This window comes from Bacteroidota bacterium, assembly GCA_005882315.1.
GTDB lineage: Bacteria > Bacteroidota > Bacteroidia > Chitinophagales > Chitinophagaceae > VBAR01.
Genome location: VBAR01000003.1, coordinates 499412 through 520750, shown reverse-complemented (window position 1 = coordinate 520750; position 21339 = coordinate 499412). Strand labels below are relative to the sequence as shown.

At 38.9% G+C, this 21339-nt stretch carries 20 protein-coding genes; 13 read left to right on the top strand and 7 right to left on the bottom strand.

All coding sequences use genetic code 11. The features are described from left to right. Positions 1-45: 45 nt before the first annotated feature. The 3 genes from E6H07_15685 (at position 46) to E6H07_15675 (ending at position 2882) form a co-directional block, all read left to right on the top strand. Positions 46-1314, top strand: a complete 1269-nt coding sequence (locus E6H07_15685; GenBank protein ID TMI62844.1) for a DoxX family protein — start codon at positions 46-48, stop codon at positions 1312-1314. Positions 1315-1317: 3 nt separating this feature from the next. Continuing rightward, a complete protein-coding gene (locus E6H07_15680; GenBank protein ID TMI62843.1) occupies positions 1318-2367 on the top strand; it encodes an ABC transporter permease in 1050 nt (349 codons plus the stop codon). Positions 2368-2450: 83 nt separating this feature from the next. Beyond that, positions 2451-2882, top strand: a complete 432-nt coding sequence (locus E6H07_15675; GenBank protein TMI62842.1) for a CBS domain-containing protein — start codon at positions 2451-2453, stop codon at positions 2880-2882. Position 2883: 1 nt separating this feature from the next. Here the strand turns inward: E6H07_15675 and E6H07_15670 are convergent, their stop codons facing one another. The 3 genes from E6H07_15670 to E6H07_15660 form a co-directional block, all read right to left on the bottom strand. Beyond that, complete coding sequence (locus tag E6H07_15670; protein ID TMI62841.1) at positions 2884-3165, bottom strand: DUF721 domain-containing protein; 282 nt, start codon at positions 3163-3165, stop codon at positions 2884-2886. Positions 3166-3220: 55 nt separating this feature from the next. Further along, a complete protein-coding gene (gene recF / locus E6H07_15665; protein ID TMI62840.1) occupies positions 3221-4303 on the bottom strand; it encodes a DNA replication and repair protein RecF in 1083 nt (360 codons plus the stop codon). Positions 4304-4393: 90 nt separating this feature from the next. Continuing rightward, positions 4394-5383: a TIR domain-containing protein gene (locus tag E6H07_15660; protein TMI62839.1), complete on the bottom strand. Its 990-nt coding sequence runs from the start codon at positions 5381-5383 to the stop codon at positions 4394-4396. A 337-nt stretch (positions 5384-5720) separates the two neighbouring features. On the opposite strand from E6H07_15660, the gene pdhA reads away from it, so the two are divergent. Genes pdhA through E6H07_15640 form a run of 4 tightly spaced genes read left to right on the top strand, consistent with a single transcriptional unit; the run spans position 5721 to position 8644 of the window. Beyond that, complete coding sequence (gene pdhA, locus E6H07_15655; protein ID TMI63088.1) at positions 5721-6716, top strand: pyruvate dehydrogenase (acetyl-transferring) E1 component subunit alpha; 996 nt, start codon at positions 5721-5723, stop codon at positions 6714-6716. 35 nt (positions 6717-6751) lie between these two features. Next, complete coding sequence (locus tag E6H07_15650; protein TMI62838.1) at positions 6752-7447, top strand: hypothetical protein; 696 nt, start codon at positions 6752-6754, stop codon at positions 7445-7447. A gap of 1 nt (position 7448) precedes the next feature. After that, entirely contained in the window at positions 7449-7928 is a 480-nt protein-coding gene (locus E6H07_15645) for a 6,7-dimethyl-8-ribityllumazine synthase (protein TMI62837.1), read from the top strand. After that, entirely contained in the window at positions 7925-8644 is a 720-nt protein-coding gene (locus E6H07_15640; GenBank protein ID TMI62836.1) for a (Fe-S)-binding protein, read from the top strand. The genes E6H07_15645 and E6H07_15640 overlap by 4 nt, the downstream gene beginning before the upstream one ends. A gap of 53 nt (positions 8645-8697) precedes the next feature. Here the strand turns inward: E6H07_15640 and E6H07_15635 are convergent, their stop codons facing one another. Continuing rightward, positions 8698-9261, bottom strand: a complete 564-nt coding sequence (locus E6H07_15635; GenBank protein ID TMI62835.1) for a fasciclin domain-containing protein — start codon at positions 9259-9261, stop codon at positions 8698-8700. Positions 9262-9347: 86 nt separating this feature from the next. Here E6H07_15635 and E6H07_15630 point away from each other — a divergent pair, with 86 nt between their 5' ends. From E6H07_15630 to E6H07_15620, 3 genes are all read left to right on the top strand, one after another. Continuing rightward, entirely contained in the window at positions 9348-9758 is a 411-nt protein-coding gene (locus E6H07_15630; protein ID TMI62834.1) for an EVE domain-containing protein, read from the top strand. Between the two features lie 196 nt (positions 9759-9954). Further along, on the top strand, positions 9955-10863 hold the full coding sequence (locus E6H07_15625) for a DUF4349 domain-containing protein (protein TMI62833.1): 909 nt from the start codon (positions 9955-9957) through the stop codon (positions 10861-10863). Positions 10864-10918: 55 nt separating this feature from the next. Further along, positions 10919-11605 (top strand): NAD-dependent deacylase, encoded by a 687-nt coding sequence (locus E6H07_15620; GenBank protein ID TMI62832.1) that lies wholly within the window; start codon positions 10919-10921, stop codon positions 11603-11605. Here the strand turns inward: E6H07_15620 and E6H07_15615 are convergent, their stop codons facing one another. Further along, positions 11606-13141 carry a saccharopine dehydrogenase gene (locus E6H07_15615; protein TMI62831.1) on the bottom strand — a complete coding sequence of 512 codons (1536 nt, stop codon included), beginning with the start codon at positions 13139-13141 and terminating at the stop codon, positions 11606-11608. A gap of 81 nt (positions 13142-13222) precedes the next feature. Between E6H07_15615 and E6H07_15610 the strand changes: the two genes are divergently transcribed. Continuing rightward, positions 13223-15142: a VWA domain-containing protein gene (locus tag E6H07_15610; protein ID TMI62830.1), complete on the top strand. Its 1920-nt coding sequence runs from the start codon at positions 13223-13225 to the stop codon at positions 15140-15142. 35 nt (positions 15143-15177) lie between these two features. Here E6H07_15610 and E6H07_15605 read toward each other — a convergent pair whose 3' ends face one another. Then, the gene (locus tag E6H07_15605) at positions 15178-16077 is read right to left on the bottom strand and encodes a hypothetical protein (GenBank protein ID TMI62829.1); all 900 of its coding nucleotides are present in this window, start codon (positions 16075-16077) and stop codon (positions 15178-15180) included. 50 nt (positions 16078-16127) lie between these two features. Further along, complete coding sequence (locus E6H07_15600) at positions 16128-17600, bottom strand: DUF4339 domain-containing protein (GenBank protein TMI62828.1); 1473 nt, start codon at positions 17598-17600, stop codon at positions 16128-16130. Positions 17601-17781: 181 nt separating this feature from the next. Here E6H07_15600 and E6H07_15595 point away from each other — a divergent pair, with 181 nt between their 5' ends. Continuing rightward, positions 17782-18369 (top strand): PorT family protein, encoded by a 588-nt coding sequence (locus E6H07_15595; protein ID TMI62827.1) that lies wholly within the window; start codon positions 17782-17784, stop codon positions 18367-18369. A 388-nt stretch (positions 18370-18757) separates the two neighbouring features. Next, positions 18758-21337, top strand: coding sequence for a DNA gyrase subunit A (gene gyrA, locus E6H07_15590; GenBank protein ID TMI62826.1), 2580 nt, complete (start codon positions 18758-18760; stop codon positions 21335-21337). Positions 21338-21339: the final 2 nt, after the last annotated feature.

Here is a 21339-nt window from a genome sequence, read left to right as displayed (position 1 = left end):
AACTATGTTATTGAATGATTAAGTTATAAAGGTCAAATAAATCAAATGAAGAAATTATTACTGGCAGTCAGAATATTTGTTGGTGTACTTTTTATCTTTTCTGGTCTTATAAAAGCCAATGACCCACATGGATTGGGTTATAAGATGCAGGAGTTTTTTGAAGTGTGGAATGAAGGGCTGGCAGGGTCTTCTTTTTTCCTGAAAGGATTTTTTATTTCAGTTTTTGATTTTTTTCATGAACATGCATTGCTGCTGGCAGTAATAATGATTGCGCTGGAAATAATTGCCGGCTTTGCAGTTATTATTGGTTGGCAGATGCGCTTCTTTAGCTGGCTGTTGTTACTGATGATCGTTTTCTTTACTTTTCTTACTGGTTATGCATGGCTTGCTACCAAGGCTGATGGCTCACCTAAATTTACCAATTGTGGTTGCTTTGGTGATTGCCTGCCTATCACACCCGATATTTCATTTACAAAAGATGTTATACTTACAGTTTTAATTTTACTGTTGTTCTTTTTCAGGAAAAAAATTGTATCTGCTTTATCAAATAGGACAGGACTGCTTGCTATGCTTACAGTAACCGTTCTTTCATTCGGCATACAATGGTATACGTTAAGCTATTTGCCGGTACTCGATTGTTTGCCATTTAAAAAAGGAAATAATATTTCGGAGCAAATGAAAATGCCTGCGAATGCAATTCCGGATAGTATGGTCATTACTTATGTTTATGAAAAAGGGGGTACTCAAGTGGAATTTACTGCTGATAAGCTCCCGGCAGATCTTAATACTTACAAATACATTAAACGCGACGATAAACTTATCCGCAAGGGAAAGAACAATGTGCCGCCGATAAAAGGATTTACTCTAACCGGCACTGGTGATACTGATTCAGCACAAATTGTATTAAGTAAACCATATGCTATTTTATTATTTGCAGAAGATTTTTCTACACCTGTAAAAGAGTGGAGCAGCCGGTTCTCTGCTATTTATAAAATAGCAAAACAAAAAAATATTCCTCTGTATATGGTTACTACCAAATACAGTGAGGCGGTTGCAGCTTTAGCAACAACTGCTTTTTCTCAAATACAAATATTTAAATGTGATGTAACTAATGTGAGAACAGCGGCACGTAGTAATCCTTGTCTTTTTATTTTACAAAAAGGAACGATCGAAGGCAAATGGAGTGCAAGACAGTTTGGAAAAGCGGAAGATGTGCTTGAAAAAATACCGACACAACCAGTTGAGGAAATTATAGAGCCAGAGTTGGAAATAACTCCGGGTGTGAATACTGCTGATACTATCAATAAAAATTAAACTTTGCTCAAATTCGTTGCACGAAAATTTTTATATGGGCTCCTTGTTTTGCTGGGAGTGATAATACTCGTTTTTTTTCTTTTCCAGGGTTTTGGTGATGCTACAAAAATGATCGCGGGACAAAGCAGTGATTCCACAACGCAAGCCAATATTCGTAAAGAATTACATCTCGATGAACCGGTTTTAAAACAGTTCATTTACTATCTCAATGATGTTTCACCGATCTGTGTTCATAGTAAGAATGATATTGAAACAAAAAAGCTGAAAGGTTTTTTTGTAGGCGGGGAAAAAAAGTTTGGCGTTAAAGTTCCTTACCTGCGTAAATCCTATCAATCCAAAAGAGATGTAGGAAGTATTCTGATGCAAGCGTTGCCGGGTACATTACTACTTGCACTAACAGCCATGTTGATCGCAACTTTATTGGGTATTCCGTTGGGAGTGCTGGCTGCGGTAAAACAAAATACCTGGTGGGATACATCTGCCATTTTCACAAGTATACTCGGTATTTCTGCACCATCATTTTTTATGGGTATTGTTATCGCTTATCTTTTTGGTTTTGTATTGAGTGATTGGACGGGACTCAATATTACGGGAAGCTGGACAACGATCGATGAAGTAACAGGAGAAAAAACGCTGGCTTTAAAAAACCTGATTCTTCCTGCCATCACATTAGGTATCCGGCCAATGGCTATCATTACACAGCTTACCCGCAGTGCCATGCTTGATGTGCTGAACCAGGATTATATCCGCACTGCATATGCAAAAGGATTGACAAGACAGCAAGTGATTTGGAAACATGGTTTGCACAATGCGCTAAATCCTGTTATTACAGCCATCACAGGTTGGTTTGCCGAGTTGCTTGCCGGTGCATTCTTTGTTGAATATATTTTCGGATGGCAAGGGATTGGTAAAGTAACAGTTGATGCATTGGAAAAACTTGATTTCCCTGTGGTAATGGGTTCCATTTTAATTTCTGCCTGTTTCTTTATACTTGTAAACATGCTCGCCGATATTCTCTACGGCTGGGTTGACCCGAGAGTTCGTGTCAGCTAATTCACATTTTTAAAAAGGTTGATAAAAATCAGGTTGCTTGGAAGGATTCTTGCCGTAACTTAATAGAGTTAAAATCTATCATTATGGAAAAAATATCACCGATTCTTGCCAGGAAGCAACATCATTTCAATTCCATATTGTCTGGTTGTACATTAAAAGATGCATTGAGTAAGATGAACTGCGAGAATTCCTGTTACCTCATCGTGGTGGATGATGATGATCATTTTCTCGGGTTACTCACCGAACATGAGATTGCAGGTAAAGGGATGTTGAATAAAAAAACGGCTGATAAAATAAGTGTGGATGAATTGATGAATACAAACTTACCGGTTGCATCTGCAAATGATACAGTAGAAGATTGCATGAAATTGATGTGTCAGCATCATATTAGCCAGGTTCCTGTTTTTGATCAACATAAGTTTAAAGGAATTATTTCTGCAGATGATCTATTACAGGAAGTGATGCTGATGCGCAATGAAGTGTTTGACGATGACAGGGAAGTAGCTATATTCTGAATCACTGAATGATCACTTCAGTCACGATGTTTTCTTTCAATGTTTCATTGACACGTTGCTTTATTTTTTCTTTCTGAAAGTTCAACTCCTGTTTCAGCGGGGCTACATGAGTAGTAATGATCAGTTTATTCCCGAATAACTGGATCTTATCCGTATAACGGGCAATGGTTTTGCCCATCAGGTGTTCCCACACTTCTTCAATCTGCATAGCCTGTATAGAGCCGCGTATCTTGCTGCCTTTTAAAAATTGTTTCATGGCATCCTGTAAAGAGTGTTCTCCCATATATGTTGCGAAGTTATATGTTTAGATTGAAGATTGCTTGTCACCTCTTGCATGATTACAAACAAACAATAGAAAAATCACAACCTATTTGTTGCAGATGGTTTTTCAGCCTTTCTTCATTGGTATCCGTAATAAAAACCTGCCCGTCATTTTCAGTACAAACTTTTTTCAGCAGGTTGTTGATCCGTTCTTCATCTAATTTTTCAAATACATCATCAAGCAGCAGGATAGGAGCATAGCCTTTTTCATTTTTTAAAATCTCCATTTCGGTCAGCTTTAAAGCAAACAATAAACTCTTTCGCTGGCCCTGTGATGCTATATTTTTAAATGGCTGTTCATTCATTTTTATTTCCAGGTCATCTTTATGAATACCCGTAGTGGTTCTTTGTGCAGCAATATCTTTTGGCTGGTACACTCTCAAAAGTTCTTCAAAAGAAGAAGAAGCCAGGTCTGATTCAAAGCTGATAGTAACATCATCATTCTTTTGGGCAATTTCTGAATAGAGCTTTAATGCTTTGGGAATAAAAATTGAGAGAAATGATTTTCTTTTCAGGAAAATATCTTTAGCAGGTTTTACAAGTTGTTCATTCAATACTTCCAGTAATGCAAGGTTACGGTTACCCGTTTCTGCAAAAGAAGTAAGCAATGAATTTCTTTGACGTAGAATTCTATTGTAAGTAATAAGGTGCTGTAAATATTCTGCATCAAGCTGGGAGAGAAGTGCATCCAGAAACCTGCGCCTTTCTTCACTGCCGCCGGTTATCAGTTGTGCGTCATCCGGAGCAATCATTACACAGGTGTACCGGCCGATATGTTGTGAAAGCTTTTCATACAGCCCGCTGTTTAACGAAAATTCTTTTTTGCCTGTTTCTCTTAAAATGCAAACTGCTTTCTCTGGTTTATCAGTAAAATTAAATTCACCCTCCAACCTGAAACCTTGTTGCCCCTGCTGCACATTCACTGCATCAATCCTGCTGAAATAGCTTTTGGTAAAACAGAGATAATAAATGGCGTCGAGCAGGTTGGTTTTACCCACGCCGTTATTGCCAACTATTCCAATGATTTTTTTATCAAACCGGAAGGATTGCTGGCTATAGTTTTTGAATTGGATAAGCGATATGTTTTGCAACTGCAGCATGAAACTGCAAAATAAAACTCTGTAGCCATCCGGGAGAATAATTTACATTGTTTACTTTAAAGATCGTTTCCAGTAGTTACAGCAATACAATCAATATCCGCTACTCAGGTCGCTACTAAATGATGACCAAATAAGAATACCAACGACTGACACGATCAATAAAATAACACCCTGGCTTTTTTTCCCTCCACCGTTTACAAGCCCTATGATCCCAAAAATAATTCCGAGCAAGGGAATAATGAGTGAACCGATAACTAATGCTGTCATTGTGCCGCCTTTCCAGCTATCATCTTTTTTAGCAACTGTATTAACGGCGAGGCCAGAGTTGGGTTGTGAAAAATTTTGTTCAGGTGGGGCTGATTGTGGTTGGGCAGTGCTTTTTCTTTCATCGCTGTAACGCTGCTGGGATTGTGGCTGTGATGGTGCATTTGTTTGTACTTCACGCAACACTACATCTATTTCTGCGCCTATAGATGCCAGCAGATCATCATGTCTTCTCAATTTTTTCAGCAGATGTATAACGTCTTCTCTTTTTGTATCCGGGTCGTTTAATCTTTGTTTTAAATCGCCGAGGAGTTCTGTCTGGTCACGTTTATCAAGCGATGGGGCCTCTATTTTTTCTTTTACTGTATCAAGATAAGATATAGGAACATCAGGTGGCGCTGGTAGTGGGTCGGGCAGGCTTTGAACAGGTGGTAAATTATTTATGGCTTTTAGCAATGCGAATAATGCTGTCTTATCACCGGGGTTAGTGTAATTGATAAATTGCATCTGCGATATATATCGCGGCGCCATTGCCATTGAAACTTTATTACTGAATAATACTGGCAATGAATTCCTGCGAAGCGATTCAGCATATTTCATTTCTCTTTTGCATGCCGTTGAATCAATCGACTCCTGTGTAATGGCAAAAATATAAAGTTCGCAATCCCTGATCTTGGAAAGAATATTATCCCACCAACTTTGTCCGCCACTCAGGTCCTGATCAAACCAAACATCGTGGTTCAGCTCTTCAAGGTCACGTACAAAAGAACTAACCTGTTCCTGATCGGATCGACTGTAAGTAATAAAAACTTTCATTGCTGTTAATTTTACTGGTGGTCAATGATGTAGTTTGGAAAAGCTTAGTAAATATAAACTATCTGTTTTTTTATTTCAATACTTCATTAGTAGTACTGAACGAAGCAAAATACACGGAGACTATCTTCTTTTGTGGAGAAATGACAATGTTGTTGCCGAATAGAATTGATGCCGATGAACGGAGCGTCGTCACTGTAGTTAAATAGTAGTATTTCTGCCGACCCAACCCCAAAATTTCCGCTCATTTATAACCTTCTGAATTTGGAGGGTTTCCCTTATTTTTGCTGCCGCTTAAACTTATCAGTTTATGGCAGAAAAAACACAAACCTTAAAGCAAGTGGCAACCCGTTTTTCTAAAGAAACTTATCTCTATTGGTATGAGCTTATGCAGCTCATCCGCCAGTTTGAGCTGATCGCTGAAGAAAAGTATAAAATGGAAGGTAAAATCCGCGGTTTCTTTCATGCCTATATAGGGCAGGAAGCTATTGCTGCTGGATGTATGACAGCCACCAGACCAGAGGATGCTTTTATTACAGCTTACCGTGACCATGGTTTTGCAATTGCAAAAGGTGTATCGGTGAATAGCTGTATGGCTGAACTCTATGGCAAGGCCACCGGTTGTGCAAAAGGTAAAGGTGGTAGTATGCACTTTTTTGGTAAGGATGTGAATTTTTTTGGTGGTCACGGCATTGTGGGTGCACAGATTGGCACCGGAGCCGGACTGGCATTTGCCGAGCAATACAAAGGCACCGATAATGTGGTTCTTTGCTTCTTTGGAGATGGTGCAGCCCGCCAGGGAATTTTGCATGAAACGTTCAATTTGGCCATGTTATGGAAGTTGCCGGTTGTTTTTTTATGCGAGAATAATAACTATGCAATGGGTACTTCAGTAGAACGTACCAGTAACGTAGTTGACATTTATAAACTGGCCGATGCATACGATATGCCGGGTGATGCTGTTGATGGAATGAGCCCGGAAGCTGTGCATGATGGAGTATCGAGAGCAGTGCAAAGAGCAAGAGAGAAGGGCGGTCCTACTTTGCTTGAACTGAAAACCTATCGCTATAAAGGTCACTCAATAAGCGACCCGCAAAAATACCGTAGCAAGGATGAGGTGGAGGAGTATAAGGACAAAGACCCTATACAGATGGTATTGAAAACAATACTCACTAATAACCTGGCATCACAGGCTGATATCGATGCGATCAATGCAAGAGTGGATACGATAGTGGCTGACTCAGTAAAATTTGCTGAAGAAAGCCCATGGCCGGATGACAGCGAAGTGCTGAAAGATGTTTACATGGATGAAAATTATCCTTTCATTACCGACTAAAAACAATTCTTCATTTATAAAAAATAAATTTCAAGATGGCAGATAAGCAAGTTGTGCAGAATATGGATTCCGGTGAACAAATGATTGCAAAAGCAAAAGATTTCTGGGGCAAATACCAGAAACCTATAATGATTGTTTGTGCAGCAATAATATTAATTGGCGGTGGCTGGCTGGTGTATGAAAACTTTTTTAAAGCACCTAAAGAAAAGAAAGCAGCTAATGCAATGTTCAAGGCAGAAGAGTATTACAGAATTGATTCTTTTAAACTGGCGCTGAATGGCGATGGTATAAACGCTGGTTTTCTGAAAGTGATAAGCCAATATGGTGGCACTAAGAATGCTAACCTTGCTTGTTATTACGCCGGGGCTTGTTATATAAGGCTTGATGATAATGCCAACGCAATTAAATACCTGAATAAATTCAGTACAAGTTCTAAGCCTGTAATGCAACGTACTTATAGTTTGCTGGGAGATGCTTATGGAGAAACCGGCAAGTTCCAGGATGCGTATGAAAACTATAAGAAAAGCGCTGCCGCTTTTGAAGAAGACGAAACAAGTGCCGCTGCAGGTTTGTATGCCGCTGCATATACTGCATATAAAAAACTGAACAAACCTAAAGATGCTGTTGAGTTACTTAAAGAAATAAAAGAAAAATTTCCTGCTGCAATTGAATACTCGCAAAAAGTAGATGCCCTGCTTGGTGAGTTGGGAGTTTACAATACAGAAAATTGATATGGCAGATATAGCAAAAAGTAATTTAATGAATACAGGCATCCCTAAAAAAAAGGATGCCTGTATTGTTTTGGTGAAGACCGAGTGGAATGCTGCTGTGGTAGATGAATTGGAAAGAGGATGCAGGAATGAACTGGAAAAGCATGAGGTAAAAAAGATTATTACAATAACAGTTCCCGGGGCATTTGAAATTCCTTTTGCAATAAAAAATCATTGGTTGAATTGCAAAAAGAAAGAAAGACCTGATGCATTCATTGCATTGGGCTGTGTAATAAAAGGCGACACTCCTCATTTTGAGTATGTATGTAACGCCGTAACAGATGGAGTGGTACAATTAAATTTATTGTTACCTGTTCCTACTATATTTGGAGTGCTGACGGTAAATAACGATGAGCAGGCCAAAGAAAGAATAGGAGGAAGGCACGGGCATAAAGGTGAAGAGGCTGCTGTGACAGCACTTAAAATGATTTCAATTGCATGAACGTACAATTATTCATACCATGTTTTGTTGACCAGTTGTATCCGCAGACAGCATTTAATATGATAAAAGTGCTGGAAAAAACAGGTTGTACCGTTACTTATAATACGAAACAAACCTGTTGTGGACAACCTGCATTCAACGCCGGATTTTGGGATGAAGCGAAAGCAGTATGTGGCAAATTTGTAAAAGACTTTAAAGGCAGTGATTACATCGTAGCACCCAGTGCAAGCTGTGTTGGATTTGTAAAAAACTATTACAGTAAACTGCTCGACAACTCATCGTTGCATCATGAAATGGTTGATGTAGGCAAAAGGATCTATGAGTTCTCCGAGTTTATGATACATGTGCTACAGATAGAAAATGTAGGTGCTGTATTAAATGGTAAAGCTACTTATCATGATTCGTGTGCAGGTCTGCGTGAATGCAAAATAAAAACAGAGCCGAGAAAATTACTTTCGCATGTAAAAGGACTTGAACTAAGTGAAATGAATGATGTGGAAACCTGTTGTGGATTTGGCGGAACATTTGCTGTAAAGTTTGAGCCGATCTCCATTGCGATGGGTGAACAGAAAGTTGAAAATGCATTAGCAACAGGGGCTGACTATATTATTTCCACCGATGTTTCCTGCCTCATGCATCTTGAAGGCTATATCAAAAACAAAAACCACAAGATCAAAACCATGCATATTGCCGATGTACTGGCTAATGGCTGGTAAAAACAATCCCGCCATTTGCGGGACTGCTTCAGAAATCTTCAAGAGGGATAAATTTATTTTGGCATCAATACGCCGTCGATTACATGTATCACACCGTTTTTCTGGTTCACATCTTTGATAGTTATTTTCGCCATTCCGCCTTTTTCATCTTTCAGCATCACATCATTTCCATTCATCATGATCCAGAGTTTACCACCGGCAACCGTAGTTACTTCAGCAGTACCATTACCGGCTTTTATCATTTTAGCAATTGACTTCGAATCCCATTTTCCGGCAACAACATGATAGGTAAGAATACCAGCCAGCATTGATTTGTTTTCAGGTTTCAGTAAATTTTCAACAGTACCGGCAGGTAATTTGTCAAATGCACTATTTACAGGTGCGAATACGGTAAACGGGCCATCAGATTTCAATGTTTCTACCAGGTCAGCAGCTTTTACAGCGGCAACGAGTGTAGTATGATCTTTTGAGTTAACGGCATTCTCTACAATATTTTTACTAGAGTACATCGCTGCACCGCCTACTTCAACAGTTTTTTCTTTTTCCATCTGTGCAAATGAAGCAGAGGAAAAAACAAGTGACAGGATCGCCAATGGCAATAATTTCAGCATTTTCATAACGAATAATTTTTTAATTTTTGAAATTGAGATACTATACTTACGTAACACCGGATTCTTTAGATTTGTGAACTAAAAAAAATCATATGGCATACTGGCTTGTAAAATCTGAACCTTCTGCTTATAGTTGGGATCAACTTGTAACTGATAAGCAAACCGCATGGACGGGTGTCCGCAACTATGCGGCAAGAGGACATTTGAAAGCAATGAAAAAAGGAGATGAGGTTTTATTTTATCATAGCAATGAAGGACTGGATATAGTTGGTATTGCCAAAGTTGTAAAAGAGTTTTACCAGGACCCAACAATAGATGATGATCGTTGGGTAGCAGTAGATCTGAAAGCGCATAAGAAATTAAAAAATCCTGTCCCGCTGGATATAATTAAAAAAGATAAGCGTCTTGCAAATATGGCGCTGGTTCGTCTAGGTCGTCTTTCCTGTCAGCCTGTAACGGATGATGAATGGAAAATAATAATGGAATTGGCAGGGGAGAAGTAAGCTGGTTTCTGGATGCTTGTTGCTGGTTAGTAGTCTATCGGTATACAACCCATACTTTTTTATTTTACAGTTTTATATTCTACATTTTACATTTTCCTGAAGGTTACCTTTTTTCAGTTTCTGGTATCAACGCAGAATGATGCTTATGCAATTTTCTTTTTGCAGCATCTAATTATCAAATCATTTAAGCATCGCCATGAAAATTTTTATTACCGCTTTAGCGGCACTAATTCTGTTTGCCTGCAAATCAAAAACCGATAAATCTGCGATGGCCATACAGCAACTGGACAGAGAGGTTAATAAAGGTGAAGAAAAAAAGCAGCAGTTGGCAGGGTTTACAGATTCTGCCACAAGTAACTTCTTCCAGGTTTCAGATAAAAAATCAGATGATCAAGAGAAACAAAAAAAGCAAACTCAGCCCGTGCCTAAAATAGACTGGGACAAAAAGATAATCAAAACGGCAAACCTTAATCTCGAAGTAAAGAAGTACAATGATTTTTACAGATCTATCAGGGAAAAAGTAACACAGTTGGGCGGTTATGTCGCCCAGGAACAGCAAACACAAACCGAGTATAAGTTGGAGAATACATTGGTAGTAAAAGTTCCGGTTGACCAGTTTGATAATGCTTTATCGCTTGTTACAACCGGTGTTGAAAAGATCAATGAAAAGAGAATCAGTTCAGAAGATGTAACTGCTGAAGTTGTAGATACAAAATCGAGAATAGAAGCCAAACGGCAAATACGTTTGAAATATCTTGATCTGCTAAAGCAGGCAAAGAATATGGAAGAGATCCTCAATGTGCAATCTGAGATCAATGATGTACAGGAAGATATTGAATCAGCGTCTGGCCGTGTAAATTATCTTACACACTCAGCCTCTTACAGTACCATTAATCTTACTTTTTATGTAATACTGAATGCCACTGCAGTCAATAATGATAAACCTTCTTTCTCTACTCGTATCAGCAGTGCTTTTTCTTCAGGCTGGAGTTGGGTAGGTGAGTTGTTTGTTGGACTGATCTCCATCTGGCCTTTATTGCTTTTAATTCTGACCCTTGTTATTATTTACAAAAGAGTTAAGCCTGTGAAAATAAAGTCAGCGTAATAAGCATGCCATCTGCTGTAGCGGATGGTATTTTTTGTTCAATTATCTTTGACCAATGAGCAAAAAGAAACTCGTTGTTCTTACCGGTGCCGGCATTAGTGCTGAAAGTGGATTAAAAACATTTCGTGACAGTGACGGTTTGTGGGAAGGTTATAATATAGAAGATGTTGCCACACCCCGTGCATGGAGAAAAGACCCGCAATTGGTTTTGGAATTTTATAATTACAGACGTAAAAATGTGATGGGTGCACAACCCAATGCTGCGCATAGCGGTTTAGCAGAGTTGGAAAAACATTTTGACGTCACTATCATAACTCAAAATATAGATGACCTGCATGAAAGAGCTGGTTCAACAAATGTCATGCACCTGCATGGTGAGATATTTAAAATGCGTAGTGAAAAAAACGAATCACTGATCTATGAAATAAGGGATGATATTAAGATCGGGGATAGGGCAGGAGATGGGGAACAGCTCAGGCCACATATTGTCTGGTTTGAAGAACCGGTGCCGATGATCGAAAAAGCTGTACCCGTTGTTCATAGTGCTGATGTTTTTGTTGTGGTAGGTACATCATTGGTTGTGTATCCGGCAGCAGGATTGGTAAACTATGCACCATGGGAAATTCCAAAGTATATTGTTGACAAACGAATTCCTTATACATCTGATATTGAGAACCTCGTTGCAATTGAGAAACCAGCAACAGAAGGTGTGAAGGAATTAATTGAGAAGCTAATCGGTTGATCAATTCCCTTCTTCATGAAACCGGATGCCATGTTCTTCCAATTCTTTAAGAACAGGCTCGTAAATTTCTTTATGTGTTGGTATATGTAAGCCTTTCAGGTTTATTTTACCATTTAAAATCAATTTAGCGGCAATGCCTAATGGTAAGCCAACAGTCTTTGCCATTGCTGTTCTTAAATTATCATCACCTTTTACAATTAAAGTACTGCTGACTCCTGACTTCTTACTCCCAACTCCAAACTCCAATTCATGCATCATCACTATCATATCCTTGTCATCTTTATCCAAAACCAGTTTTCTCTCCATAGCAAACTGCAATACATCCACAGCGCTGCATAAACCTTTATTGATAATTGTTTCCTGGTCATCCAATCCAAGAAAAAATAATTGTTTGAGTGTGAGGTTGGCTTCATGCATTTTTGCTGCAACATAAGCGGCACTTCGGTTCTTCACATCATCTACTTCTATATCTTGAATATTGCCTTTTTCATCAGCAGTCATAAAGTTTCCAGGTGCTTCTATTCCTTCTTTCTCTGCTTCTTCTTCCGCTTCCATCAGCTTCATAAGGTTTTCCAGCATAGATTTGGTTTCGGTGAACCGTTCAGTCAGTTTCTGACTCAACCATTCTCCAAAACCATTCTTATCCATATGCTCTTTAAAAACTTCGTATAATGTTTTGCCGTTTGTTTCATATTGCTGCGTCTCATCTGTCAGCTTTAGTTCAATTACATTATTCCAACCATACATAAAATCAGGATAACGCAAAGTCGTGCGGATAAATGTCTGCGCATTCTCTAAACCATACAGCGGCATATAGCTCAAAGAATCACGGTTCGGATAATAACTCAGCCGACCGATCTCCGGAAACTCAATAGCCTTTTCAGGATTAAACAGTTCTTCATATTTCAAATGAACATCTTTGCTATTCTCCTTGTAATGTGCGCCGGCTTTTCCTGCTAGCGCAACATTTCTTGCGTTCCAGCTTATTTTATAATGCCACGGATTGTCATCACTCTCCGGCGCAACCAATCCGCCGCAATGTGATTTGAATGAAGTGATCTTTCCGCCAGCTTCATGTATCTCATCGATCATTTTCATGGCACTCATATGATCGATACCGGGATCAAGCCCCATTTCACATAAAAACAACAACCCTTTATTTTCAATTTCAGATCTCAGTTTTTTTATTTCTTCATCAACATAAGACGCTGTCAATAAATTTTTACCCAACTCAACACAGGTCTTTGCTGCAATAGTATGCAGGGCAGGAGGGAGCAATGAAATAACAATATCAGCCGATGAAATGTATTCTTTCCTTTTTGTCTCATCATTTATATCGAAGCTGATGGCTTCTGCAAAAGGAGAGTCACCGGTTTTTGATTTCGCCAGGTTGATATCAGCATCTACAACAATCAGCTTCCAGATTTCTTTTTCGGCTTCTTTGAGCAGGTAATCGATCAAAACAGTGGCCGAGCGGCCGGCTCCAAACAGTAATATCTTTTTCAAATCCCGGATTTTGGGGCTAAAATAAGCCATCGGCCAGAACCCTTTTGTGATTTTTTTGGCAGCACTTGTGTAAAAAGCCGGCTCTTCTCATCTAACTGTCAAATCCTGTTTATGCGGACAATCTACTCCCTGCTTTTTACCGGCATTTTTCTATTAGTAACAATAATTTCCTTTGCCCAGGAAATTCGTGGTAAAGTGATAGCCGAAGGTGGTTTTGCCGCTTCTGCTGTTACAGTAAAGTTTAAAGACAAGAGCAATGCAGTTATCACAAAACCTGATGGCAGTTTTAAGATCATTGCTAAAAAATTGCCTGATACGCTTTATTTCAGTGGCGTTGGTTTTGAACCTTATAAAGTAGCAATAACAGAAGAGACATTAAAGGACCCAAGTTTTGAAATTGTATTGCTCAATACCCGTAAATCTTTAAATGAAGTGGTGGTAACAACAGCACTTGGCGCAAAAAGAAGCTCTAAAGAACTTGGGTATTCTACTTCCACAGTTGGCTCGGGTTATGCTGATTTAAGTAAACCAGCTCCCAGGGGTGAACTTGAATATGCATTAGAAGGAAAAGTAGCCGGAGTAACTGTTTATGGGTATGATGCATCATCACCCAGTACCCCAATACGAATCAGAGGTTCATCTTCTTTTAGAAGTGATGAAGCAATTGTATTAGGCAATAAAAAAATCGGGATCACCGATACAACTATTTATGATAAAGCCGCACCCTATGCAAACATTCTTACTGCAGGAGAAGTAAATGATTTTTACAAATGGAAGATGTGGGAAGATTATACAGAGTCTGAATTTAAACTCTGGAGTGATCACTGGAAAATAAACCCGAAGAAAAGAATTACTGTTCAACTGGTGAATAATAATCATGCACCCGTGATCGGAGAAAAAGTAGAATTGATAGACGAGACAACCGGTAGAGTAATATGGACTGCAATAACTGATAATACAGGCAAGGCAGAACTCTGGGGAGATATTGATGTAAAAAATACTGAGCAAAAATTGAAACTTGTTGCTGCAGGAACTAAAGACTTAAAGAATCCCGGCTTTTTTCAAAATGGTATCAACACAATGCAGGTCAAAAAACCTTGTTTTGTTTCTGATAAAATAGATATCGCTTTTGCAGTGGATGCTACAGGCAGTATGAGTGATGAAATTGAGTTTTTAAAATTAGAACTGGAAGATGTGATACGGAAAACATTTGAGCAGAATAAAGATCTAAACCTGAATGTGGGTTCTGTGTTTTATCGTGATTTAAATGATGAATATCTGACAAAACATATTGAATTAAAAAATGACCTGCTTAAGTTACTCAATTTTGTAAAACTGCAAAAAGCTAGTGGTGGTGGTGATCATCCTGAAGCTGTGAATGATGCTTTACGTGTTGCGATTGACAGCCTGCAATGGCGGGAAGATGCCCGGAGCCGGATCTTATTTTTAATAATGGATGCGCCGCCGCATGATTATGCGAAAGACGAAATGATGATACTAATTGCAAAGGCAGCTGCTAAAGGAATACGGATCGTTCCTATTGCATGCAGTGGTACTAATAAATCTACCGAGTACCTGATGCGCTGTATGGCATTAGCTACAAACGGCACTTATTTATTTCTTACAGATAACAGTGGGATAGGCCTGCCACATATTAAGCCAACAACGGATACTTATGATGTTGAACTACTGAACAGTTTATTACAAAGAGTGATCAAACAAATGATTGCGGCTCCAGCCTGTGCCGATTCAAAAACAGAACAGCAAGTGTTTATAAAAACGGATAATCCGGAGAAAGTAAAAATTTATCCTAACCCTACAAGCGGCAATTTTAAAATTGAAAGTAATAAAGCAATAAAGGAAATTTATATAGCTGATTTTAATGGAAAGATCCTGCAACGTTTATCAGTGAATGATAAAGACAGGATATGGAATGTGAATATCGGGGCTTATGCCAACTCAACTTACCTGGTAAAATATATTACAAGTGATAATAAATGGGGCGCCGAAAAGGTTGTACTGATACATTAGAAAAAAGGGGCAAGTTTACTTGCCCTTTTTTTTAATTACAATTCTTTTACATCGAGTATCCTGTAAAAATCCCTGTCAAAGATTTTAAAGTAGAGCCATGAAGGATACCAATTATAATAAGGCCAGATTTTTTTCAGTGAATTCTGTTCAGTTGTGTAAGCCTGCATAGATTCTTTTTTCTTCCGGGCATAAGGATAAATATTTACCTGTACATCTGGTAGGGGTGGCCCGCTGCATTGATATACTTTTTTAGCTTCATTGTAAACAGGCATATCTTTCATTACATTATTTGCCAGCGAAGGTGGAAACACAGGTTGATAAATTTTTTTAACTGAAAACCCCGAATCGTTTTTATGATCTTTGCAATACTTTACAACAAGCTGGCTGATCAAAGTATGGTCAGGATGTCCGTAACCTCCCATGATATTATCCAATGTAAAGATCACAGAAGGTTTGAATTTATTTATAAAGTCAGCTATATAACCGGTTAAAGAATCGGTTTTATAATTCTCATTGAATTTACTGTAAGGCATCGGCATATAAGATTTTTCAGTCTCCATATCATTCCTGAAATTGAAATCGACAGGGTGAACTGAGTGCAAGCCTTGAATTTCTCCAACTTTCTCCAATGATTTTTTACGGATCGGGTTTTTAGCGCTGTCTTTTTTAAAATACAAACCACCTTGCTGGTAAAAACACATTTCTGAAATTTCCCAATCATCATCGCATAACATGCTAATGGTGCCGGAACTGCCCACCATATCATCATCATGAGCAACTATGATAAGTGCTGTTTTATTTGTTTCGGTTTTTAAATAACTGTCTTCGGGATACGTTTCTTTAGCGGATAATGTAGTGAGATAATAAAGATGTGCGCCAATGCAAATTATAAAAAGTAATGAGAGTGTGAATACAATTCTGCGGAATCGTTTCATGTTGGTGGTGGTTTAGGTGACTATAAAATGATAAAATGCTTTGCTGGTTGTTATAATCCTGCCATAACGTTTTTAAATTCTTTCGACTCAACTCTCACAACTTTATAAACTACTTTCATTCCACGGTTTGTATCCGGCATACGAATGGTAACTGTACCATTCGGAGCTACTGATCTGAATTGAACAGATTCAGTCTTAAATGTTTCCTGGTTGGCTTTCAGGTATTCTACTTCTACTGTTACATAATCCAGTATATATTTTGAATCATTCCAAACGGTCAGTTCAAGATTGCGTATCCCTCCTAAAGCAACAACATGGTAAGCATTAGTCTTTACATTCACATAACTGGCAATATTTACTTTGGGTTCTTCATTGGATTCTTCTTTTTCATAACTCTCTGCAGGATTTGAAACTCCGTTGCCCTGTCTTGTTTTTCTTGTTCTTTCGCCTGTAGATGCATTTATATCCACACCCGGAGCTGATCCTGTTATTACCGGTTCATCTTTTTCTACTGCTGGTTTTTGTTTGGTCATCACAGCTTTTTTGTTTTCAACGGGTATTTGCCTTTGATCATTTTCATCATCCTTAAATGTTACTGGCTGTTGAACCTGTTTCTGTTTTGGGATCAGCGGTTTGATGTTGCCTCGTGACTGTCTTTCTGCTGCTGCTGTTTCGTTTGTGACTTCTTCATTATTATTTGCCTGTATTTCTTCAGAGGCTGTTTCATCTTTTTGCTGAACTGTAGATGTTGTTGCAAGTTCATTGTTTTTAGATCCCGGTTTAATGGCAAAACCAATCAATACACCTACTGATACAATTGCAACAATTACAGCAGCTTTCTTTAAATTTTCAGTGATAAGCTTTTTTTGAAAGGATTGTTTTTTTCTTTCTTGCAGTTTCTGCACATACATTTCCTTTATCTCATCAAGTGGTTGTTCATAATTTGTTTTCATCCGAATTGGTTCTTCACGGGTATCGGGAGGAGTTGGGTAGGACTGGACATTAAAAACGGGTTCATCTCTTTTTGTTGGCGCTGATTGCAAAGGCAGCGTAACGTAAACTGATTTTTTCCTGATAGTTTCTTTTGGAATTGTTTCTTCAATCCTGGCAGTCTCTTCAGGAAAAACAATATCGGGCATGTTATTGCTTTGCTTTGGCATGTATTTGTAATCAGGGTTTACAGCATGAAGCTGTTGTTCATCGGGAAAAACGATCTCGGGTGTTTCTTTTCTTTCAGCGATCGTTCTCACAATAGCAGGCTGAGCTATAATTTTTTCTTGGGGGAAATTTATTTCAACCTCTTCTTTCTTTTCACCGGGCTTTTTATAAAACCGGTCGTAAGGCTGCTCTTCCACAACGATGCAATAGGGCTTGAGTTCAGGTACCTCACTCGGGTATCGCCAGGCGGCACTTTTGCCTTCTACCCAAACAAGGTCATAAGCTTTCAATCCCAATTGGATTAAATGTTGCAACGAAAGCGGCCCTTGCTGCTTATTGTTGCGGAGCAGGAGATAATTTGCCATAACAGTTCTGTTTCACCGGTTAGTAACGTAAAATTCATGCCCGGTAATGTAAAAGGCTTGTTATAAAAATGATAATCACAATATTTCCCGCCTGCACGATAATTGATAAATATGGTCGGCAGGCAACATCACTCTATCTTTGTTGCTTCTATAAAAACGGTTTAAATCATAAACTTTAGTTATGAAAAGAATCATTTTCGTCATTCTGTTAACAACAGCCGCAAATTTTTCCAATGCACAGAATTTTGTGGTGGGTTTAAAGGGTGGTGGCAATGTCAGCAATTTTACCGGAGGTGATTTTGATGCGGTGAAAAAGAAATCATTGGTCGGTATTCATGCCGGGGGCTATATGAAGTTCAGGTTTTCAGAATTTGTGTTGCAGCCGGAAGTAATGGTATCGACACAGGGAGCGAGGATCGACAGTATAAATGCTAGCTATGACTGGAAAATAACTTATATAAACGTTCCCATAATGTTGCAATACAATTTCGATGGAGGATTTTATATAGAAGCAGGTCCGCAGTTTGGCTTTTCAACGGACCAGGATTTTGCCAACAGTACCATTGAGGATTTTGCAAATGACCTTGATTTTTCAGCTGCTATTGGATTAGGTATACATAATAAAAAATCAGGACTGGGTTTAGGTGCCCGCTATATGGCCGGGTTAAGTAAGGTTGGGGAATTCACACCTTCTAGTGGAGTTAATCCTGATTTTAAGAATTCCGTACTCCAGTTCAGCCTCTATATTCCCCTGACTCCGGGTAAATAAAAAAGCAATAAAAATAGTAATGATAAAGCTGTCTATGCGGGCAGCTTTTTTGTTTTAGCAGAGCCTAAAATCAGGGTTGAAAAATCGGGTTGATCTTAATTAACAATGGTGGAAAAACAGTCCAAAAATACCCTTAAAAAACACTCTTATTTATCAGGTTTATAGGGTAGGAAAAGTTAGATTTGCCAGCCCTTTAAACGGGTGAAATTTATTCAAAAAATCAAGGCTTAAACGACCTCGAAACCTCTCTGAAAAACGCTTGCTTCATCACTGCTAGTTCATGGCTTGATAAGTTAAGCGGAGCAAATCTTCCACTGGAAGATTTGAATGCAACAGAAGTTCAATCGGAGTTATAAAAGCCGGTTCCAAAAAAAGACTATAACCAAGAATGGAAGAGAATCTGAATCCGCTAGAGACGAGTGATAATAACCGCATTATTCCTGTCAACATCGAGGAGCAAATGAAATCTGCTTACATCGATTATTCAATGTCGGTGATAGTTGGCCGTGCATTGCCTGATGTAAGAGATGGGTTAAAGCCTGTTCATCGACGCATTTTATATGCGATGAATGAATTAGGTATTCGTTCCAACAGGCCTTTTAAAAAATCGGCTCGTATAGTCGGAGAGGTGTTAGGTAAGTATCACCCCCATGGAGATACAGCCGTGTATGATGCAATGGTGCGTATGGCGCAGGATTGGAATATGCGTTATACGTTGATCGATCACCAGGGAAATTTTGGTAACCAGGATGGCGATGGCCCGGCCGCCATGCGATATACAGAAGCAAGACTGCAAAGACTTGCTGAATATATGCTGGAAGACCTGGATAAAGAGACAGTGGATTTCCAACTGAACTTTGATGATTCTGAAAAAGAACCTACGATACTTCCTACACGTATTCCTCAATTGCTGATAAATGGATCAAGTGGTATAGCAGTTGGTATGGCAACGAATATGATGCCGCATAATTTGAGTGAAACGATCGATGGCTGTATTGCGTTTATCGAAAACCGCAATATCAGTATTGAAGAATTGATGCAGCATGTAAAGGCGCCGGATTTTCCTACAGGTGGAATTATTTATGGAATGGAAGGTGTAAAAGCCGGGATGCATTTAGGTCGTGGCAGGGTAGTAGTTCGTGGTAGGTTGAACATAGATACAAAACCCAGCGGCCGTGAGCAGATCGTCATTACGGAAGTTCCTTACCAGGTAAATCGTGATACACTTACAAACAGGATCGGTGAATTGGTAAATGAAAAAATAGTAGAAGGAATTTCACATGTAAATAATGAATCGAATAACAAGGAAGGAACAAGGATCGTAATTGACCTGAAACGTGATGCAATTGCAAATGTTATCATCAACCAGTTATATAAGCTTACCGATCTGCAAACTTCATACGGTATCAATAATGTTGCGATCGTAAGAGGAAGGCCAAGGACACTTAACCTGAAAGATCTTATTACGGAGTTTGTTGAGTTCCGTCATGAAATAGTTATTAAAAGAGCACAGTATGAATTAAGAGAAGCAGAAAAGAAAGCACATCTACTGCAAGGTTATTTGATCGCATTAGATCATTTGGATGAAGTGATCGCTTTGATTCGCAGTTCTGCTACACCTGACATAGCTAAATTGGCATTGATAAATGCCGGTTGGGGGTTAGATGAGATACAGGCAAAAGCAATTCTTGAATTAAGACTGCAACGTCTTACAGGAATGGAAAGAGAAAAGATCAAGAATGAATATGATGAGTTGATGAAATTTATCGGTGAATTGAAAGACCTGCTTTCTGATGAAGGCAAACGTTTTGAACTGATCAAAACAGAACTGCTCGAGATAAAAGATAAATATGGTGATGAAAGAAAAACAGAGATCACTTACCTGGATGATGAAGTAAAAATAAAAGACCTGATCAAGGAAGAAGATGTAGTGATCACTATTTCACATCTTGGATATATTAAGAGAACTTCTGCAACGGAATATCGTTCGCAGCGCAGGGGTGGACGTGGAGTTATCGGCGGACGTACAAGAGATGAAGATTATATCGAACATATTTTTGTAGCATCTACGCATCACACCATGCTTTTCTTTACAGAAAAAGGAAGAGTGTACTGGCTGAACGTATATGAAATACCTGAAGGAGAAAAGACAGGAAAGGGAAGGGCTATTCAGAACATGATACAACTTCCACCAGATGATAAAGTAAAAGCGATCATCGATGTGAAGGACCTGAAAGATGAAGATTTTGTGAACAGTCATAATATCGTTTTGTGTACCAAGAAAGGTATCATCAAGAAAACGGCACTCGAAGATTTCAGTCGCCCAAGACAAACGGGTGTGAATGCAATTACGATCAATGAAGGTGATGAATTACTGGAAGCAAAGCTTACAGATGGTAAAAGCGAAATAATGATGGCGGTAAAGAGTGGCCGTGCTATTCGTTTTAATGAAGATAAAGTAAGACCAACAGGTCGCGGCGCAATTGGTGTGGCAGGTATAGAAGCTGATGAACCGGGTGATGAAGTTGTTGGTATGATTTGTGTAAATTCGGATGAGTTATCATCTAAAACTGTATTGGTAGTAAGTGAAAAAGGCTTTGGTAAAAAGACAGCAATTGAAGAATACCGGATGACCAACCGTGGTGGAAAAGGGGTAAAGACCATCAATGTAACAGATAAAACAGGTACTTTAGTTGGCATAATGGATGTAGCTGTAAATGAGGACTTGATGATCACCTGCATCAGCGGCGTTACCATCCGGATGCCGGTAAAAGATATCAGCGAACAGGGAAGGGCTACGCAAGGTGTAAAACTGATAAGATTAGATGATGGAGACCAAATAGCTGCGATCACCAAATTAGATGATGGGACTGTTGAGGAAAATGGCAACTTAAATGATAATCCGGAAAATTTTAACGGTACCAACGCAACTGATGCGGCACCCGAATCATCAGGAGAAACAGAGTAATT

Excerpts from the sequence above, each read along its gene's own strand:
- E6H07_15615 (TMI62831.1), bottom strand. The coding sequence starts at position 13,141 with ATGGCTTATTTTAGCCCCAAAATCCGGGATTTGAAAAAGATATTACTG.
- E6H07_15620 (TMI62832.1), top strand. The coding sequence starts at position 10,919 with ATGAGCAAAAAGAAACTCGTTGTTCTTACCGGTGCCGGCATTAGTGCT.
- E6H07_15610 (TMI62830.1), top strand. The coding sequence starts at position 13,223 with ATGCGGACAATCTACTCCCTGCTTTTTACCGGCATTTTTCTATTAGTA.
- E6H07_15605 (TMI62829.1), bottom strand. The coding sequence starts at position 16,077 with ATGAAACGATTCCGCAGAATTGTATTCACACTCTCATTACTTTTTATA.
- E6H07_15670 (TMI62841.1), bottom strand. The coding sequence starts at position 3,165 with ATGGGAGAACACTCTTTACAGGATGCCATGAAACAATTTTTAAAAGGC.
- E6H07_15640 (TMI62836.1), top strand. The coding sequence starts at position 7,925 with ATGAACGTACAATTATTCATACCATGTTTTGTTGACCAGTTGTATCCG.
- gyrA (TMI62826.1), top strand. The coding sequence starts at position 18,758 with ATGGAAGAGAATCTGAATCCGCTAGAGACGAGTGATAATAACCGCATT.
- E6H07_15675 (TMI62842.1), top strand. The coding sequence starts at position 2,451 with ATGGAAAAAATATCACCGATTCTTGCCAGGAAGCAACATCATTTCAAT.
- E6H07_15625 (TMI62833.1), top strand. The coding sequence starts at position 9,955 with ATGAAAATTTTTATTACCGCTTTAGCGGCACTAATTCTGTTTGCCTGC.
- E6H07_15645 (TMI62837.1), top strand. The coding sequence starts at position 7,449 with ATGGCAGATATAGCAAAAAGTAATTTAATGAATACAGGCATCCCTAAA.
- E6H07_15630 (TMI62834.1), top strand. The coding sequence starts at position 9,348 with ATGGCATACTGGCTTGTAAAATCTGAACCTTCTGCTTATAGTTGGGAT.
- E6H07_15660 (TMI62839.1), bottom strand. The coding sequence starts at position 5,383 with ATGAAAGTTTTTATTACTTACAGTCGATCCGATCAGGAACAGGTTAGT.
- E6H07_15600 (TMI62828.1), bottom strand. The coding sequence starts at position 17,600 with ATGGCAAATTATCTCCTGCTCCGCAACAATAAGCAGCAAGGGCCGCTT.
- recF (TMI62840.1), bottom strand. The coding sequence starts at position 4,303 with ATGCTGCAGTTGCAAAACATATCGCTTATCCAATTCAAAAACTATAGC.
- E6H07_15685 (TMI62844.1), top strand. The coding sequence starts at position 46 with ATGAAGAAATTATTACTGGCAGTCAGAATATTTGTTGGTGTACTTTTT.
- E6H07_15635 (TMI62835.1), bottom strand. The coding sequence starts at position 9,261 with ATGAAAATGCTGAAATTATTGCCATTGGCGATCCTGTCACTTGTTTTT.
- E6H07_15595 (TMI62827.1), top strand. The coding sequence starts at position 17,782 with ATGAAAAGAATCATTTTCGTCATTCTGTTAACAACAGCCGCAAATTTT.
- E6H07_15650 (TMI62838.1), top strand. The coding sequence starts at position 6,752 with ATGGCAGATAAGCAAGTTGTGCAGAATATGGATTCCGGTGAACAAATG.